Source organism: Thermus composti (genome assembly GCF_014647535.1).
Lineage (GTDB): Bacteria > Deinococcota > Deinococci > Deinococcales > Thermaceae > Thermus > Thermus composti.
In genome coordinates this window covers 110,051-125,962 of the sequence record NZ_BMPJ01000001.1, presented here as the reverse complement: position 1 = coordinate 125,962, position 15,912 = coordinate 110,051, and the positions used below count along the sequence as shown (strand labels likewise).

The window sequence follows — 15,912 nt, the reverse complement described above, 5'->3', positions numbered from 1 at the left end:
ATGGAGACCCTTTCCCACACCCCCGTGCTCTACCAGGAGGCCTTGGACCTCTTAAGGGTCCGGCCCGGGGAGGTGTACGTGGACGCCACCTTGGGGGGAGCGGGCCACACCCGGGGGATCCTGGAACGGGGGGGAATCGTCATCGGCCTGGACCAGGACCCCGAGGCGGTGCGCCGGGCCCTTACCTTGGGCCTTCCGGGGCTCAGGGTCTTCCAGAGCAACTTCCGCCACCTCAAGCGGGTCCTGGAGGAAGCGGGGGTGGAGCGGGTGGCGGGGATTTTGGCCGACCTCGGGGTCTCTAGCTTCCACCTCGAGGACCCCAGGCGGGGCTTCAGCTACCAGAAAGAAGGCCCCCTGGACATGCGCATGGGGGAAGAGGGGCCCACCGCCTCCGAGGTGGTGAATACCCTTTCTTTAGAGGAGCTCTACCGCATCCTGCGGGACCTGGGGGAGGAAAAGCAGGCCTACCGCATCGCCAAGGCCATCGTGGAGGCCCGCAGGCAAAAACCCATCCGCACCACCCTGGAACTAGCCGAGATCGTGCGCAAGGCCGTGGGTTTCAGAAAGGCGGGCCACCCCGCCCGCAAAACCTTCCAAGCCTTAAGGATCTACGTGAACGACGAGCTTGGGGCCTTAAAGGACTTCCTGGAGCAGGCGGGGGAGGTATTGGCCCCCGGGGGGAGGCTTGTGGTCATCAGCTTCCACTCCCTGGAAGACCGCCTGGTGAAACGCTTCCTTCGGGAAAGCGGCCTAAAAATCCTCACCAAGAAGCCCCTCGTCCCAAGCCCGGAGGAGGTGGCGCGAAACCCGAGGGCCCGGAGCGCCAAGCTCCGGGCGGGGGAGAAGGAGGCCCTATGCGGGTAGCCCTGCGCTTCGGCCTGCTCTACCTCCTTAGCCTCCTACTCCTCTTCGCCTTAGGCCACCGTAACCAGATGGAGAAGGCCGCCCTCGCCCGGCTAGAAGACCGGCTCGCCCAGGTCCAGCAACAGGAGGCGGACCTCCTCAAGCAGGCCTACGCCCTAGGCCGCCCACACCGGATCCTGGAGTGGGCCAGGAAGGAGGGCTTCATCCCCATGAGCGAGGGGAGGTGGGCCCCTTGACCCAAAGCCTCCACCGGATCCCCCTGGTCCTCCTCGGGTTTGGGGTTTGGCTTCTCCTCTTCGGGTTCGGCCTTTACGCCCTGGTCACCCACCCGCCCCGGATCCTCCCGGCTCCCCCCGCCCCTCCCCCACCCCGGGGCGGCCTTTACGCCCAAGACGGCACCCCCTTGGCCCTCACCCTGGGGGGCAGGCGCTTTTACCCCTTGGGTCCCAGCGCCAGCCAGCTTTTAGGCTTCGGCGAGCGGGGCACGGGAAAGGGCCTGGAGGGGCTGGAACGGGACCTGAACGCCGCCCTTACCGAGGGGCGTTCCTTCACCCTGACCCTGGACCCCTGGGTCCAGGCCATGACGGAGAGGGCCCTTTGGGAAGGCCTGGAAAGAAGCCGGGGAAGCTTCGCCACCGCCTTGGTCCTGGACCGGGAAGGCCGCCTTCTGGCCGTGGCCAACGGCCCGGCTTTTGACCCCCTGGCTCCGCGGAAAGACCCGGACAAGGACCTTTCCTGGCGCAACCACGCCTTCTTGGTGGCCTTGGAGCCCGGCTCCACCATGAAGGCCCTCACCGCCGCCATGCTCTTAGAGGAAGGGGCCGCCAGCCTTTCCACCCAGGTGGAGACCCCCATGCACCGGGTGGTGGAAGGGTGGGTCATCCGGGACGTGGTCCCCCACCCGCCCCGGCTCACCCTGGCGGAGGTCTTGAAGTACTCCTCCAACGTGGGCATCAGCCAGCTGGCGGAAGCCCTTCCCAAAGAGGTCTTCTTTCAGTACATGGAGCGCCTCCACCTCACCGACCCCGCGCCCCTTCCAGGGGTACGGGTGACCCAGCCCATGGTGAAACCCCCCAAGACCTGGAGCCAGGCCGCCTACGCCAACCACACCTTCGGCCAGGGCTTCCTCATCACGCCTTTGCACCTGGCGGCGGCCTTTAACACCCTGGTGGACGGGGTCTACCGCCCTCCCTCCCTTTTCGCCGGGGAGAAGCGGGAAGGAAGCCGGGTCTTCTCCGAGGCCACCGCCCGGGCCATCCGCCAGGCCCTCACCGAGGGGATCGCCCCCCGGGCCAAGCTTCCCGGCTACCCCCTGGCGGGCAAGACGGGCACCGCCCAGGTGGTGGTGAAGGGGCGCTACTCGAACGAGGTCTTCACCGCCTGGTTCGCAGGCTTCGTCCCCGGGGACCGGCCCCTTTACACGGTGGTGGTGGTGGTCCACCACCCCAAGGGGGAGGTCCACGGCAGCCAGGTGGCCGCCCCCATCTTCCGGGAGATCGCCGCCCATCTCTTGGCCTACCGGGGTGTGCCCCCCTATGCTGAAGGACGGTGAGGCAGTGGTGCAAGATGCGTACATTACACAACTAACGCCGGAATGGGTGGCCCAGGCCACCGGGGGCCGGCTCCACCCGGGCGGGGGCCCCGTGGAGGACCTCCACTGGGATAGCCGCCAGACCACCCCCAAAAGCCTCTTCGTGGCCCTGCCCGGGGCCAGGACCCACGGGCGGCGCTACATCCTCGAGGCCCGGGCCAAGGGGGCGAGCCTGGTCCTGGCGGACGTGCCAGGGGAGGCCACGGTGGAGGTGAAAGACCCCTATCAAGCCCTCCTCCGCCTGGGGCAGGCCCTGAGGGAGCGCTTTTTCGGGGTCGTCCTCGCCGTGGGGGGAAGCTCGGGGAAGACCACCACCAAGGAGGCCCTGGCCCAGGGCCTGGGCTTCCCGGCCCCTCCCGGCAACCAGAACACCGCCCCGCCCCTGGCCCGCTTTTTCCTCCACCTAGACCCTAAGGCGGAAGGGGCGGTGGTGGAGCTTGGGGTGGACCGCCCCGGGGAGATGGCAGAGCTCATGGGCCTGGCCAAGCCCCACCTCTCGGTCCTCACCGCCTTAGGGGAGGAGCACCTTTTGGCCTTCGGGGACCTTGGGGGCGTGGTGCGGGAGGAGGCGGGGCTCCTTAGGGCGGAAAAGGCCCTGGTGAGCCTGCAGGCGGCGGAGGTCCTAAAGGGCTATGGGCTTTACCGGGGCGAGCTCACCTACGGCTTCGGCGAGGCCACCTTCCCCGGCGAGGCCCTGGAGCTTCTGCCCGAGGAAAGCCGCTTCCGCTACCGGGGGCTTCGGGTGCGGGTCCCCTACCCCGGGCTTGGCCCCGCCCTGGGGGCCCTGGCCGCCTTGGCGGCGGCGGAGGTCCTGGGGAAGGATCTGGAAGAGGTGGCGGAAAGGCTTTCCGCCCTAAGGCTTCCCCCGGGGCGGATGGAGCGGCGGGAGGTGGACGGGGTGGTCTTCCTGAACGACGCCTACAACGCCAACCCCCTCTCGGTGAAGGCGGGCCTAAGGTGGCTTGCCGCCCAGCCCGGGAGGAAGTGGGCGGTTTTGGGGGAGATGCGGGAACTTGGGGAAAAGGCGGAAGCCCTCCACCTCGAGGTCGCCGAGGAGGCGGCCCGGCTTGGCCTAAGGCCCCTCTACCTGGGGCCCTTCGCCAAGGCCCAGGCCGCCTTGGGAGGCGAGGCGGCGGGAAGCCTCGAGGAGGCCCTGGCCTGGCTCAAGGCCCGGGTGGCCCCGGGGGACCTGGTCTACCTCAAGGCCTCGAGGGCCATCGGCCTGGAAAGGATCCTGGAGCTATGGGAAGGCTAAGCCACCCTTTAAGCTTGCCCCGCCAAGCGCCGGCCCCAGGCCCAAAAGCCGTGGGGTACCTAGCCCTCCTTCTTCTCGCCGCCTGCGCCCCCCTGGCGGCGCAACCCCCCCTCCTCCCCTACCCCGGGGGGTTCGCCCGGGGAGGGCTTCTGGAAGGGCGGTTCGCCGGGGCCCTCCCCGGGACCCCCCTCTTCCTGGACGCCAACGAAGAAGCCCTCTACGCCGCCTACCCCTACCAGCTTTGGGTCCTCCGGGAAAGGGGCGCGGAAAGCCTCCCCCTCCCCGGCCTCCCCCGCTTCCTCCGGGCAAGCCCCAAGGTGGCGGTGGGCCTGGGGGAGGCGGTCTGGACGGAGGCGGGGCTTTTCCCCTACCCCGCCCAGGACGCCGCCTACGGGGAGGCCCTCTACTGGGTGGGGAAGGGAGGGCTTTACCGGGAAAGTGCCCTCCTCCAGGAAGGGACCTTCACCCAGGTGGTCCTCTGGGAGAGGAGACCCGTGGCCTTGGGCCAAGGGGCCTACTTCCCGGAAGGCCTCCACGTTCCCCTGCCCGGGCGGGTCAGGAAGGCCCAGGCGGGCGCCTGCGGCGTGGTGGCCTTGGTGGGGGAGTGGGTCTACGTGGTCCGGCCCGAGGGGGCCAAGCCCCTAGCCCGGGCGGAGGACTTCGCCGCCTGGGAGGATCGGGTTTACCTCGCCCCCGAGGGGGTGGTCTCCTGCCGGGAGGTGGTATGGCCCTAGCCCTTCTCCTCTCCTGGTTTTTCACGGGGGTCTGGATCACCCTCATGCGGAGCCTTGGCCTGGGCAAGCGGGTGCGCCAAGACGGCCCCGAGGCCCACCGGGCCAAGGAGGGCACCCCCAGCATGGGGGGGGTGGCCTTCCTCCTCGCCGCCTTCTTGGCCTACCTCCTCTCGGGGCGGGACGCCTTTTTGGGGCTTTGGCTTTTAGGGCTCGGCTTCGGCCTTTTGGGGCTTGCCGACGACCTGGGCGGGGTCTTCGGCAGGCCCCTTAGGGCCCGGGAAAAGCTTTTCCTCCAGGTCCTCATGGGCCTGGTCTTCGCCCTCTTCGCCGTGCGGCAGGTGACCTACACCCCCTGGCCCCTTTTGGACGTCCTCCTCGTCCTCCTGGCCGTGGTGGGGGCGGCCAACGCCTTCAACTTCACCGACGGCCTGGACGGGCTTCTCGCCAGCATTACCGCCATCCTCCTCCTCCCCTTCTACCCCTACCCCTTCGCCCAGACCCTTCTGGGCGGGGTTTTGGGCTTCCTCTGGCACAACGCCCCCCGGGCCAAGGTCTTCATGGGGGATGCGGGAAGCCAGGCCCTGGGGGCCATGGTGGCGGGGCTTTTCGTCCTCACGGGGAAGCTTTGGCTTCTGCCCCTGGCGGCCATCGTGCCCGTCTTGGAGGTGCTTTCCGTCATCCTGCAGGTCCTCTACTTCCGCCGCACGGGGAAGCGGCTTTTCCGCATGAGCCCCTTGCACCACCACTTTGAGCTTTTGGGCTGGGAGGAGGCCAAGATCGTCTTCCGCTTCGCCCTCCTCACCGCCTTGGCCACGGGCCTGGCCTTCGGAGGTGGGGTGTGATCCTGGTCTACGGCCTGGGGAAAAGCGGCCTTGGGGTCCTGCGCTTCCTGAAGCGCCGGGGGATCCCCGCCCGCTTCTACGATGACCGCCCCAAGGAAGCGGAGATCCAGGAGGCCTTGGAACTGGGCTTCGCCCCCGACTGGGGCCTGGAGGGAGATTACCTCGAGGTGGTGGCCGCCCCCGGGGTGCCCCTGGACCACCCTAACCTGGAAATACTCCGGCAAAGGGGGGCCTCGGTCCTGGGGGAAGCGGAGCTCGCCTACCGGCTTTCCCCGACCCCCCTCATCGGCATCACCGGCACCGCGGGGAAGACCTCCACCACCCTCTTCACCGCCCACCTCCTGAGGGGGCAGGGGCTGAAGGCCCTGGAAGGGGGGAACGTGGACCCCCCCTTGGTGGCGGTGGTGGACGAGGCCGAGGTGGCGGTGGCGGAGCTATCCAGCTTCCAGCTGGAGCGCATCCACCGCCTCCGCCCCCGGGTGGCGGTCCTCCTAAACCTCGGGGTGGACCACCTGGACCGGCACAAGACGGTGGAGGCCTACCACGCCGCCAAGCTGAACCTCCTCAAGAACCTCACCCCCGAGGACGCCCTGGTCTTCAACGCCCAAGACCCCAAGGTGCGGGAGGCGGCCCAAAGGAGCCCGGCCCGGCCCTACCCCTTCCTCCCCAAGGAAAGCCCCCGGGAGACCAACCTCGAGGCGGCCCTCAAGGCCACCCAGGCCTACCTGGACCTCCTCGGGCGCCCTTTGGACCGGGAGGCCCTTAGGGCGAGCCTCGCCACCCTTCCCACCCCGCCTCACCGCTTCCAGGTCTTCGCCCGGAAAGGAGGCGTGGTCTTCATTGACGATTCCATCGCCACCCGCACCGCCTCCGTGGCCAAGGCCTTGGAGGCCGCCCCCAAGCCCATCGCCTGGATCCTGGGCGGGGAGGACAAGGGGGCGGACCTCTCCGCCCTGGCCCCCCTCCTTGGGGGGGTGCGGGTGGTCCTGGCCATCGGCCGGGACGGGGCCCGGATGGCGGAGGCTCTAAAGGGCCCCGAGGTGGTGGTCATCGGGGAAAAGGACGGCAGAAAGGCCCTAAGGCGGGCCGTGGCCGAGGCCTTGGCCAGGCTTTCCGAAGGAAGCGTCCTCCTCGCCCCCCTCGCCGCCAGCTTTGACCAGTTCCAAGACTACAAGGACCGCGCCCGGGCCTTCCGGGAAGCGGTCTTCGCCTTGGGAGGTGAGCCTTGGACCCCGTCCTCCTCCTAAGCGGCCTCCTCCTCCTGGCCTTCGGCCTTCTGGGGGTAGGGGTGGCGGAACCCGGCCTCCTGGGGGGGCACCTCCTCCGGGTGGGCCTGGCCCTCTTGGCCCTCCTCCTGGGCTACCTCCTCTCCCCCGACTGGATGTTGCGCCGGGCTCGAGGCCTCCTCCTCCTCACCCTGGGCCTTTTGGTCCTGGTGCTCTTCCTGGGGGACGGGCCCGGGGGGGTTAGGCGCTGGTTCTACCTGGGGCCCTTCGCTTTCCAGCCCTCCGAGCTGGCGAAGGTGGTCCTGGTCCTCTACGTGGCCTCCTTCGTGGGCCGGAAGGGAAGCGACTACCCCATCGTGGGGGCGGCCTTTCTCTCGGGGGCCTTGGCCGGTCTCGTCCTGGTGGAGCCCGATTTCGCCACCGCCCTCTTCCTCGCCACCCTGGCGGCCCTCCTCTTCATCCTGGCGGGGGTCCCCTGGCGGCGGCTTCTCATGGTGAGTCTCGCCGGGGCCCTGGCGGTCTCGCCCTTTTCCGGAATCTACCTGGCCCGTTTCCGGTACGTTTCTGAGCGGTTCACAAGCTTTCTGGACTACATACAGGGCGAGGCCAGCCCCACCCAGGGCGCCTACCAGGTGATCCAGGCGCAAAAGGCCCTCCTCCTGGCAGGCCCCCTAGGCCAGGGGCCCGGGGGCGACCTGCCCCACCTTCCCGAGGCCCACAACGACATGGTCTTCGCCAGCGTGGTTTTCGCCACGGGCTGGGTGGGCGGGGGGATGGTCCTTTTCCTCTACTTCCTCCTCTTCCTAAGGGGTTTAGCCCTGGCCCTGGCCCTGCAAGGCCCAAAGAGCCTTGTAGCCCTGGGCCTCACCCTCTACCTCACCCTGCAGGCGGCCATCAACATCGGGGTCACCGTGGGCTTCCTGCCCGTCACGGGGGTGCCCCTGCCCTTCGTCTCCTACGGGGGTAGCTCTCTCCTGGTCTCCGGCCTTGCCCTAGGCATGCTCCTCCGCCTGGCCCGGGAGGCCCAGGGAAAGGGGGTGAGGGCATGGTCCTCCTGACGGGCGGGGGCACGGGGGGCCACCTCTTCCCCGCCTTGGCGGTGGCGGAGGAGCTAAGGAGGCGGGGCCACGCTGTCTTCTACCTGGGGGCGGAAGGGGGCCTCGAGGCCCGCCTCCTCCCCCAAAGCCCCATTCCCCACGCCCTCATCCCCGCGGGGAAGCTGGACCGGACCGCCCTCAAACCCCAGGAAGCCCCCAAGGTCCTAAGGGGGGTGCTTAAGGCCCAGGCCCTCCTTAGGCGGCTTAAGCCCAAGGCGGTGCTCAGCACGGGCGGGTATGCGGGCTTTCCCGGGGGAATGGCGGCAAGCCTCCTCCGCATCCCCCTCCTCCTCCACGAGCAAAACGCCAAGCTGGGCCTGGCCATCCGGGCCCTCGCCCCCTTGGCCCAAGGCCTCGCCCTCTCCGTGCCCGTGGGCCTTCCCCCTAGGCTTTCCCGGAAGGCCCGGGTGGTGGGTTACCCCGTGCGGGAGGTGCGCTACCCCAAGGAGGAGGCCAAAAGCCGCCTGGGCTTTGACCCCAGGAAGCCCCTCCTCCTGGTCCTGGGGGGAAGCCAGGGGAGCCTGGAGCTCAACGAGAAGCTCCCCCCCCTCCTCAAGCCCCTGGGCCTACCCGTCCTCCACCAGGTGGGGGAGCGGTGGGTGGAGCGCTACCGCCACCTGGAGGAGGAGGGCTACCGGGTCCAGGGCTTCGTGGACGCCCCTTTGGCCATGAGCGCCGCCGACCTCCTCCTGGCCCGGGCCGGGGCGGGCACCTTGGCCGAGGCCGCCTTCCACCGCCTGCCCGCCCTTCTCTTCCCCCTTCCCCCAAGGCTAGACGGCGGGGCCCAGGCCGCCAACGCCCGGGCCTACGCCCAGGCGGGAGGGGCGGAGCTTGGGGACTACGCCCGGCTTCCCCAGCAGGTTCTAAAGGTTTTGGAAAACCCCGAGCCCTACCAGAAAGGCATGGACAGGCTCTCCCCGAAAGGGGCGGCGGGGCGGATCGCGGATTGGTTGGAGGAGTTCCTATGAAGCGCGCGCACATCATGGGCATAGAAGGGGTGGGGATGAGCGCCTTGGCCCGGCTTCTCCTGGCGGAAGGGGTGGGGGTGACGGGGTGCGACCTGGCCCCGGGAAGGCGGGCAAAGGCCCTAGGGGTCCCCGTCCACGCCGGGCACGACCCCGCCCACCTCCAGGAGGAGGACACCCTCGTCGTCCCCACCCCCGTCCCCCTGGACCACCCCGAGGTGGCCCGGGCCAAGGCCTTGGGCCTTAAGGTCCTGCGGAGGATGGAGCTTCTCGCCCACCTCCTCCAGCCCAAGCCCTCCTTGGGGGTCACGGGCACCCACGGCAAGACCACCACCACGGGGATGCTGGCGAGCATCCTCCTCGCGGCGGGGCTTGACCCGTGGGTTTTCCTGGGGGGGGAGCTTTCCCTCCTTCCCGGGAACGCCCGCTACGGCCAAGGCCCCCGCCTGGCGGAGGTGGACGAGTCCGACCCCCTCTTCCAGGAGGTGGGGGTGGGGTTGGCGGTGGTGACCAACCTCGAGGCGGACCACGTGGCCCCCCAAGGGCAGAAGGCCCCCAACTACCACGAAAGCCTCGAGGCCCTAAAGAGGGCCACCCGGAACTTCCTGGAAAGGGCGAAGGTGGCCGTCCTCCCCGCCCAGGACCCGGGGCTTTTGGCCCTGGCCCAAGGCCTTCCCCAAAGGCGCTTCGGGGAGGGCGGGGAGCTTTGGGCGGAAGGGGTAGTCCTTTCCCCCACGGAAAGCCGTTTCCTCCTCTTTTGGGAGGGAAGGCCCTTAGGGGAGGCGAGGCTAAGGGTCCCCGGGCGGCACAACGTGCAAAACGCCCTGGCCGCCTCTTTAGCCGCCTTGGCCTTCGGGGTGGAGGAAGGGGCCATTCTGGAGGGCCTCGCCCGCTTCCCCGGGGTGGGGCGTCGCTTCCAGAAGGTGGGGGAGGTGCGGGGGGCCTGGGTGGTGGACGATTACGCCCACCACCCCACCGAGGTGCGGGCCACCCTCGAGGCCGCCCGCCTTTTGGGCCGAAGGGTCCGGGTCCTCTTCCAGCCCCACCGCCTCCTGCGCACCCTAGCTCTTTGGGAAGCCTTCGCCGAGGCCTTGGAGCCCGCCGAGGAGGTGGTGGTCCTCCCCGTCTACACCGCCGGGGAGAAGGGAGAGGTGGCCCCGGAGGAGCTCGCCCAGATGATCGCCCAACGCCTAACGGCCCGGGGCAAAAGGGCTATCACCTTGGGCAAGGAGGAGGCCTTGGCCTACGCCAAGGCCAGCGCCACCCCGGAGGACCTCTGGCTCACCCTGGGAGCGGGGGACGTGACGGAGCTCGCCTGGAGGCTCGTCCATGAGGGTTGAACGGGTGCTCCTCAAGGACTACACCACCTTGGGGGTGGGGGGGCCGGCGGAGCTATGGACGGTGGAGACCCCCGAGGAGCTTAGGAAAGCCACCGAGGCCCCCTACCGGGTCCTGGGCAACGGCTCCAACCTCCTGGTGCTGGACGAGGGGGTCCCCGAGCGGGTGATCCGCCTGGCGGGGGCGTTCCAGACCTACGACCTCAGGGGCTGGGTGGGGGCGGGGGTTCTCCTGCCCCTTTTGGTGCAGGAGGCGGCCCGGGCGGGGCTTTCGGGCCTGGAAGGGCTTCTCGGCATCCCCGCCCAGGTGGGGGGAGCGGTGAAGATGAACGCCGGCACCCGCTTCGGAGAGATGGCGGACGCTTTGGAAGCGGTAGAGATCTTCCACGACGGGGCCTTCCACGTCTACCGCCCCGAGGAGCTCGGCTTCGGCTACCGGCAAAGCCGCTTGCCCGAAGGGGGGATCGTCACCCGGGTCAGGCTTCGCCTCAAGGAGCGCCCCAAGGAGGAGATCCTAAGGCGCATGGAGGAAGTGGACCGGGCCCGCAAAGGGCAACCCAAGCGGAAAAGCGCGGGGTGCGCCTTCAAAAACCCCCCGGGCCAGTCGGCGGGGAAGCTCATTGACCAAAGGGGGCTCAAAGGCCTCCGGGTGGGGGACGCCATGGTCTCCCTGGAGCACGGCAACTTCATCGTCAACCTGGGAAGGGCCACCGCCCGGGACATCCTGGCCCTGGTGCGGCGCATCCAGGAGGAGCTTCCCCTGGAGCTGGAGTGGGAGGTGTGGCCGTGAGGGGCTTTTTGGCGGGGCTTCTCCTCATCACCTTGTACGTGGGAAGCCTCGTGGCCTTCCCCATAGAGCGGGTGGAGGTGGAAGGCCTAAGGCACCTTAAGGAGGAGGCGGTGCTGAAGGCGGTGGGCCTCCTCCCGGGAAGCCCTTGGCTTTGGGCCCTGCCCTACCGCCTAGAACCCCTCCGGAAAAACCCCTGGGTGGCCGAGGCCCACCTGGAGCGGCCCCGGGTGGGGGTGGTGCGCCTGTGGGTGCGGGAGCGGGTCCCCTTCCTTCCCCTTAAGGACGGGGACGCCCTGGCCGAGGACGGCACCCGGCTTCCCGGAGGGGCCCCCTGGGCGCCGGGGCCTAAGGTGGTGGGACAAGGCCCCCTCCCCGCCCAAGCCCTTCTCCAGCTGGCCCGGGCCTTTCCCAAGGCCAGGCGCCTCCGCTATACCCCAGTGGGGTTTTGGGTGGAGCTTCCCCAGGCCACCCTCTTTGCCCCCAAGGCGGAACTTCTGCTAGAGTATGCCCAAACGGGTATGTTTCGCGGCCAGATTTACGTGTATTCTTGGGGGGTGAGCGTACGCCCATGATCATCGCAGGATTGGACGTGGGAACCAGCAAGGTCACCACCGTCATCGGGGAGATTTCCCCCGATGGCGTCTTGGACATCATCGGCGAGGGCACCGCCCCCTCCCAGGGCCTGAAGCGGGGGGTGGTGGTCAACCTGGAGCGCACCACCGAGGCCATCCGGCAAAGCCTCCACCAGGCGGAGCGGGTGGCGGGGGTCCGGGTGGAGCGGGTGGTGGTGGGGGTGGGGGGCAACCACCTCAAGGGCGTGACCAGCCACGGCCTGGCGGCCATCCGCCGGGGGCACAGCATCGCCCAGGCGGACGTGGACCGGGCCATTGAGCAGGCCAAAGCCTACCCCTTTGACGCCGAGCTGGAGCTCCTCCACGCCCTGCCCCTGGAGTTCAAGGTGGACGGCCAGGAGGGGATCCGGGACCCTGTGGGCATGGCGGGGGTGCGCCTCGAGGTAGACGTGCACCTGATCGCCGCAGGCCGGGGCCCTCTGGCCAACCTGCGGCGGGCGGTGGAGGGGGCGGGGCTTGAGGTGGAGGCCCTGGTAGCCCAGCCTTTGGCCAGCGGCCTCGGCGCCCTCTCCCCCGAGGAGGAGCACATGAGCGTCCTGGTCCTGGACGTGGGCGGCGGGACCACGGACATCGCCCTCTTCCGGGAAGGCCGCCTGGCCTTTTCCGCGGTGCTGCCCTTGGGGGGCGACCACGTGACCCAGGACATCGCCCAGCTCCTCCGGATTCCCTTTGAGGAGGCGGAGCGGGTGAAGCGGAAGTACGGGGCGGCCTTCCCCGAGCTGGCCGACCCCGAGCTGGTCCTGGAGATCAACCAGGAAGGAGGCTCTTTGGGGGAGGTCCCGGCCCCGGAGCTCGCCCGGATCATCCGGCCAAGGCTTCGGGAAATCCTCCACCTCTCCCGCCAGGCGGTGGACGAGGCGGTGGGGCCTTTGGAGATCCGGGTGAACCGGGTGGTCCTCACGGGGGGCGGGGCCCTCCTTAGGGGCTTTGACCTTCTGGCCCGGCAGCAGTACGGCCTGCCCGTGCGCCTGGGCAAGCCCCAGGGGGTCTCGGGCCTCACCGACGTGGTGGCCACCCCCGCCCACGCCACCGCCGTGGGGCTCGTGCGCTACGGGAGCACCCTCCCCCGGGAGGAGGAAAGGCGGGGAAGGGCACGGGAAAAGCGGGAGGAAGCCCCAAAGGGCGAGGGGCTTTGGGCTAAAATCAAGGAGATTTTGAACAACCTGTTCTAGGGGGTGAGGGGATGGAAGGGGCAACTATCAAGGTGATCGGTCTCGGGGGCGCAGGGAACAACGCCGTGAACCGCATGATTGAGGCGGGGCTTTCCGGGGTGGAGTTCATCGCCGCCAACACCGACGCCCAGGTCCTGGCCAAGAGCCTGGCGGACGTTAGAATCCAGCTCGGGGAGAAGCTCACCCGGGGCCTCGGGGCCGGGGCTAACCCCGAGATCGGGGAGAAGGCGGCCCTCGAGGCCCAGGACCTCATCGCCGAGGCCCTGGAGGGGGCGGACCTGGTCTTCATCACCGCCGGCATGGGGGGCGGCACGGGCACAGGAAGCGCCCCCGTGGTGGCCGACGTGGCCAAGCGCCTCGGGGCCCTCACCGTGGCCGTGGTCACCCGGCCCTTCAGCTTTGAGGGCCCCAAGCGGATGCGGGCCGCCGAGGAGGGCATCAGAAAACTCAAAGACCGGGTGGACGCCATGGTGGTGGTCCAGAACGACCGCCTCCTCTCCGCCGTGGACAAAAAGATCACCCTCAAGGACGCCTTTCTCATCGCCGACCGGGTCCTCTACCACGGGGTGAAGGGGATCACCGACGTCATCAACCTCCCCGGGCTCATCAACGTGGACTTCGCCGACGTCAAGGCCCTTCTGGAGGGGGCGGGGCAGGTCCTCATGGGCATCGGGGCGGGCCGGGGGGAGAACCGGGTGGAGGAGGCCGCCAAGTCGGCCACCCATAGCCCCCTCTTGGAGCGCTCCATTGAGGGGGCCAAGAGGCTCCTCCTCAACGTGGTGGGCTCGGAGGAGCTCTCCCTCATGGAGGCCGCCGAGGTGGTGGAAAGGATCCGGGAGGCCACGGGCCACGAGGACGTGGACATCCTCTACGGGGTCACCTACGACGAAAGGGCCCAGGACGAGCTTAGGGTCATCCTCATCGCCGCGGGCTTCGGGGAAAGCGCCGTGGTGGCCAAGCCCGCCCGCCCCCTGGACTTCCCCGCCCACCCCGACCCCTACAACTTTGACATCCCCGCCTTCATCCGCTACGGGGACGGGGACTACCCGCCCAAACGGGGGAACTAACCGCCCGTGGTGGTGGCCGGCGTGGACCCAGGGATCACCCACCTGGGCCTTGGGGTGGTGGCGGTGGAGGGCAAAGGGGCCCTCAAGGCCCGCCTCCTCCACGGGGAGGTGGTCAGGACCTCCCCCAAGGAGAAGGCGGAGGCCCGGGTGGGCCGCATCCACGCCCGGGTCAAGGAGGCCCTCCTCCGCTTCCGGCCCGAGGCGCTCGCGGTGGAGGAGCAGTATTTCTACCGGCAAAACGAGCTGGCCTACAAGGTGGGCTGGGCCTTGGGGGCGGTCCTGGTGGCGGCCTTTGAGGCGGGGGTGCCGGTCTACGCCTACGGCCCCATGCAGGTGAAGCAGGCCCTGGCCGGGCACGGCCACGCCGCCAAGGAAGAGGTGGCCCTCATGGTGCGGGGGGTTCTGGGGCTAAGGGAACCCCCTAGCCCAAGCCACCTGGCCGACGCCCTGGCCATCGCCCTCACCCACGCCTTCTACGCCCGCCTGGGAGCGGGCAAGGCCCTTTTGTAAGGTAGACAATACTTTTACAAGCCTTCCCCCCCTATGCTTAAAGCCTGGAGGTTAAACATGAAAAAGCTTCTCGCCCCCTTCCTCCTCGCCCTAGGTGCCCTGGCTTTCGCCCAGGGGGCCATGGTCCGGGTGGCCCACCTCTCCCCCGACGCCCCGGCGGTGGACGTGCTGGTGAACGGCCAAAGGATCCTCACCGGCCTCGCCTTCAAGGAGGTCACCCCCTACTTCAGCCTCCCCGCCGCTTCCGTGCAGGTCCAGGTGGTGCCCGCCGGGCAGGACGCCCCGGTGGTCCTGGACGCCACCTTGGACCTGAAGGAGGGGGTCTACTACACCGTGGCCGCCACGGGCTTCCTGGCCAACCTTAGGCCCAAGGTCTACACGGATCTCCTGGCGGGCTTCTTCCCCCGGGCGGGCTACGCCCGGATCCGGGTGGTCCACGCCTCCCCCGACGCCCCCGCCGTGGACGTGGCGGTGAAGGGCGGGCCCGTCCTCTTCGCCAGCCTTCCCTTCCCCCAGGCCTCTTCCTACCTGTCCGTACCGGCCGGACGGTATGACCTGGAGGTCCGCCTGGCGGGCACCGCCACCGTGGTCCTGCCCTTGCCGGGCGTGGTCCTGGAGTCAGGCAAGGTCTACACCGTCTTCGCCGTGGGAAGCGCCAAGGAAGGGACGCTAACCGTCGTGGCCGTGGTGGACGCCACGGCGCTGGGTGGCAACCGCTAGGCCCCTTTCCCCCTGGCTCCTCTCCCTTTTGGCCTACCCCCCTGCCGCAGGCCCTTGGGAGAGGGGCTTTTCTGCGCGGGGTGCGGGCGGGCCTACGGGGCCTTTGGGGGGTTCCCGGACCTCCGGGCCTACAGGGAAAGGCCCCTCACCTGGAACGAGTTCCAAGACCCCGGCCGGGCGGACCGGGAGGACTAGGAGAGGCTCCTCGCCGCCCTCCCCGCCGACCCAAGGGCAAGGAGAAGGCCCTAGCACCGGAGGTACTGAGGCAAGACCTCCTCCAAAGGCTTAGGATTCGGAAGGAGGTCCTTTAGGGCCTCGGGGAAGGGGGCGGTGTTCCCCTCCTTGAGCATGCGGTACTGGTCCAGGGTGAGGGGGGCGAAGGGGAGGAGGGAAAGGAGGGGAACGAGGAGGTCCATGAGGAAAAGGGGGATGGGGAGGAAGGGCTTTTTGCGGCCGAGGGTTTTCATCACCAGCTCCAAAAGCTCCCGGAAGGTGTACTCCTTGGGGCCCACCAGGTCCAGCCGGCCCAAGACCCCCCGCTCCAAGGCCTCGGCGAAGACCAAAGCCACGTCCCCCACGTAGACGGGCCTAAAGGGGAAGCTCCCGTCCCCGATGAGGGGGACGAAGGGGAGAGGGGTGCAGACCAAGCCCTTGAGGACGCCGCCAAAGAACTCGTCCCCGGGGCCGAAGATGAGGCTTGGGCGGAGGATGGTCCAGTCCAGGCCGCTTGCCTGGACCAGCTCTTCCGCCTCGGCCTTGGTCTCAAAGTAGCGGCTTCCCGTCCCCCGCCTCGCCCCCAGGGCGGACATGTGGAGAAGGCGTCTCACCCCGGCCCGGCGCATCCCCTCAAGGAGGTTTCGCACCCCCTCCACGTGGACCGCCTGGAAGCCCTGGCCCCGCTCCCGGATGATCCCCGCCAGGTAGATGGCGGCCTCCGCCCCGCTTAGGTCCGGCACCTCCCGGGTGATGTCCCCCTGAACGAAGACCGCCCCCGGGGAAAGCTCCCGGGGCTTTCGGGAGAGGACGATGGGGGTGTGGCCCCGCTTGAGGAGGAGGGCCACCAGGTGCCGCCCCACGAAGCCCGTTCCCCCCACGACGAAGACCCGCATC

18 protein-coding genes are annotated in these 15,912 nt (G+C 69.1%); 17 read left to right on the top strand and 1 reads right to left on the bottom strand.

Annotation, left to right across the window (positions count from 1 at the left end):
* The 17 genes from rsmH to IEX93_RS00565 are packed head-to-tail and all read left to right on the top strand — an operon-like array spanning nt 1 to nt 14,997.
* Nucleotides 1–864 carry a 16S rRNA (cytosine(1402)-N(4))-methyltransferase RsmH gene (rsmH, locus tag IEX93_RS00645; protein WP_188845372.1) on the top strand — a complete coding sequence of 288 codons (864 nt, stop codon included), beginning with the start codon at nt 1–3 and terminating at the stop codon, nt 862–864.
* Nucleotides 855–1,100, top strand: coding sequence for a hypothetical protein (locus IEX93_RS00640; protein ID WP_188845370.1), 246 nt, complete (start codon nt 855–857; stop codon nt 1,098–1,100). The genes rsmH and IEX93_RS00640 overlap by 10 nt, the downstream gene beginning before the upstream one ends.
* Nucleotides 1,097–2,416: a peptidoglycan D,D-transpeptidase FtsI family protein gene (locus tag IEX93_RS00635; RefSeq protein ID WP_188845443.1), complete on the top strand. Its 1,320-nt coding sequence runs from the start codon at nt 1,097–1,099 to the stop codon at nt 2,414–2,416. Before IEX93_RS00640 ends, IEX93_RS00635 begins: the two co-directional genes overlap by 4 nt.
* Nucleotides 2,400–3,710: a UDP-N-acetylmuramoyl-tripeptide--D-alanyl-D-alanine ligase gene (locus tag IEX93_RS00630; RefSeq protein WP_188845368.1), complete on the top strand. Its 1,311-nt coding sequence runs from the start codon at nt 2,400–2,402 to the stop codon at nt 3,708–3,710. Before IEX93_RS00635 ends, IEX93_RS00630 begins: the two co-directional genes overlap by 17 nt.
* A 50-nt stretch (nt 3,711–3,760) precedes the next feature.
* Nucleotides 3,761–4,444, top strand: coding sequence for a hypothetical protein (locus IEX93_RS00625; protein WP_188845367.1), 684 nt, complete (start codon nt 3,761–3,763; stop codon nt 4,442–4,444).
* Nucleotides 4,435–5,286 (top strand): phospho-N-acetylmuramoyl-pentapeptide-transferase, encoded by an 852-nt coding sequence (locus tag IEX93_RS00620; RefSeq protein ID WP_188845365.1) that lies wholly within the window; start codon nt 4,435–4,437, stop codon nt 5,284–5,286. The genes IEX93_RS00625 and IEX93_RS00620 overlap by 10 nt, the downstream gene beginning before the upstream one ends.
* Nucleotides 5,283–6,533, top strand: a complete 1,251-nt coding sequence (locus IEX93_RS00615; protein WP_188845362.1) for a Mur ligase family protein — start codon at nt 5,283–5,285, stop codon at nt 6,531–6,533. Before IEX93_RS00620 ends, IEX93_RS00615 begins: the two co-directional genes overlap by 4 nt.
* Nucleotides 6,512–7,570 carry an FtsW/RodA/SpoVE family cell cycle protein gene (locus IEX93_RS00610; RefSeq protein WP_188845360.1) on the top strand — a complete coding sequence of 353 codons (1,059 nt, stop codon included), beginning with the start codon at nt 6,512–6,514 and terminating at the stop codon, nt 7,568–7,570. Before IEX93_RS00615 ends, IEX93_RS00610 begins: the two co-directional genes overlap by 22 nt.
* Complete coding sequence (locus IEX93_RS00605) at nt 7,558–8,577, top strand: UDP-N-acetylglucosamine--N-acetylmuramyl-(pentapeptide) pyrophosphoryl-undecaprenol N-acetylglucosamine transferase (protein WP_188845358.1); 1,020 nt, start codon at nt 7,558–7,560, stop codon at nt 8,575–8,577. The genes IEX93_RS00610 and IEX93_RS00605 overlap by 13 nt, the downstream gene beginning before the upstream one ends.
* A complete protein-coding gene (gene murC / locus IEX93_RS00600) occupies nt 8,574–9,914 on the top strand; it encodes a UDP-N-acetylmuramate--L-alanine ligase (protein WP_188845356.1) in 1,341 nt (446 codons plus the stop codon). Before IEX93_RS00605 ends, murC begins: the two co-directional genes overlap by 4 nt.
* On the top strand, nt 9,904–10,701 hold the full coding sequence (locus tag IEX93_RS00595) for a UDP-N-acetylmuramate dehydrogenase (protein WP_188845355.1): 798 nt from the start codon (nt 9,904–9,906) through the stop codon (nt 10,699–10,701). Before murC ends, IEX93_RS00595 begins: the two co-directional genes overlap by 11 nt.
* The gene (locus tag IEX93_RS00590) at nt 10,692–11,273 is read left to right on the top strand and encodes a cell division protein FtsQ/DivIB (RefSeq protein WP_229906061.1); all 582 of its coding nucleotides are present in this window, start codon (nt 10,692–10,694) and stop codon (nt 11,271–11,273) included. Before IEX93_RS00595 ends, IEX93_RS00590 begins: the two co-directional genes overlap by 10 nt.
* Nucleotides 11,270–12,505 (top strand): cell division protein FtsA, encoded by a 1,236-nt coding sequence (gene ftsA / locus IEX93_RS00585; protein WP_188845351.1) that lies wholly within the window; start codon nt 11,270–11,272, stop codon nt 12,503–12,505. Before IEX93_RS00590 ends, ftsA begins: the two co-directional genes overlap by 4 nt.
* An 11-nt stretch (nt 12,506–12,516) precedes the next feature.
* The gene (gene ftsZ / locus IEX93_RS00580; protein ID WP_188845349.1) at nt 12,517–13,572 is read left to right on the top strand and encodes a cell division protein FtsZ; all 1,056 of its coding nucleotides are present in this window, start codon (nt 12,517–12,519) and stop codon (nt 13,570–13,572) included.
* Between the two features lie 6 nt (nt 13,573–13,578).
* Nucleotides 13,579–14,082: a crossover junction endodeoxyribonuclease RuvC gene (locus IEX93_RS00575; protein WP_188845347.1), complete on the top strand. Its 504-nt coding sequence runs from the start codon at nt 13,579–13,581 to the stop codon at nt 14,080–14,082.
* Between the two features lie 57 nt (nt 14,083–14,139).
* Nucleotides 14,140–14,802, top strand: coding sequence for a DUF4397 domain-containing protein (locus IEX93_RS00570; protein WP_188845345.1), 663 nt, complete (start codon nt 14,140–14,142; stop codon nt 14,800–14,802).
* Nucleotides 14,803–14,856: 54 nt separating this feature from the next.
* Nucleotides 14,857–14,997, top strand: coding sequence for a hypothetical protein (locus IEX93_RS00565; protein ID WP_188845343.1), 141 nt, complete (start codon nt 14,857–14,859; stop codon nt 14,995–14,997).
* Nucleotides 14,998–15,047: 50 nt separating this feature from the next.
* On the opposite strand, the gene IEX93_RS00560 is transcribed toward IEX93_RS00565, so the two are convergent.
* Nucleotides 15,048–15,911: a complex I NDUFA9 subunit family protein gene (locus IEX93_RS00560; RefSeq protein WP_188845341.1), complete on the bottom strand. Its 864-nt coding sequence runs from the start codon at nt 15,909–15,911 to the stop codon at nt 15,048–15,050.
* Nucleotide 15,912: the final 1 nt, after the last annotated feature.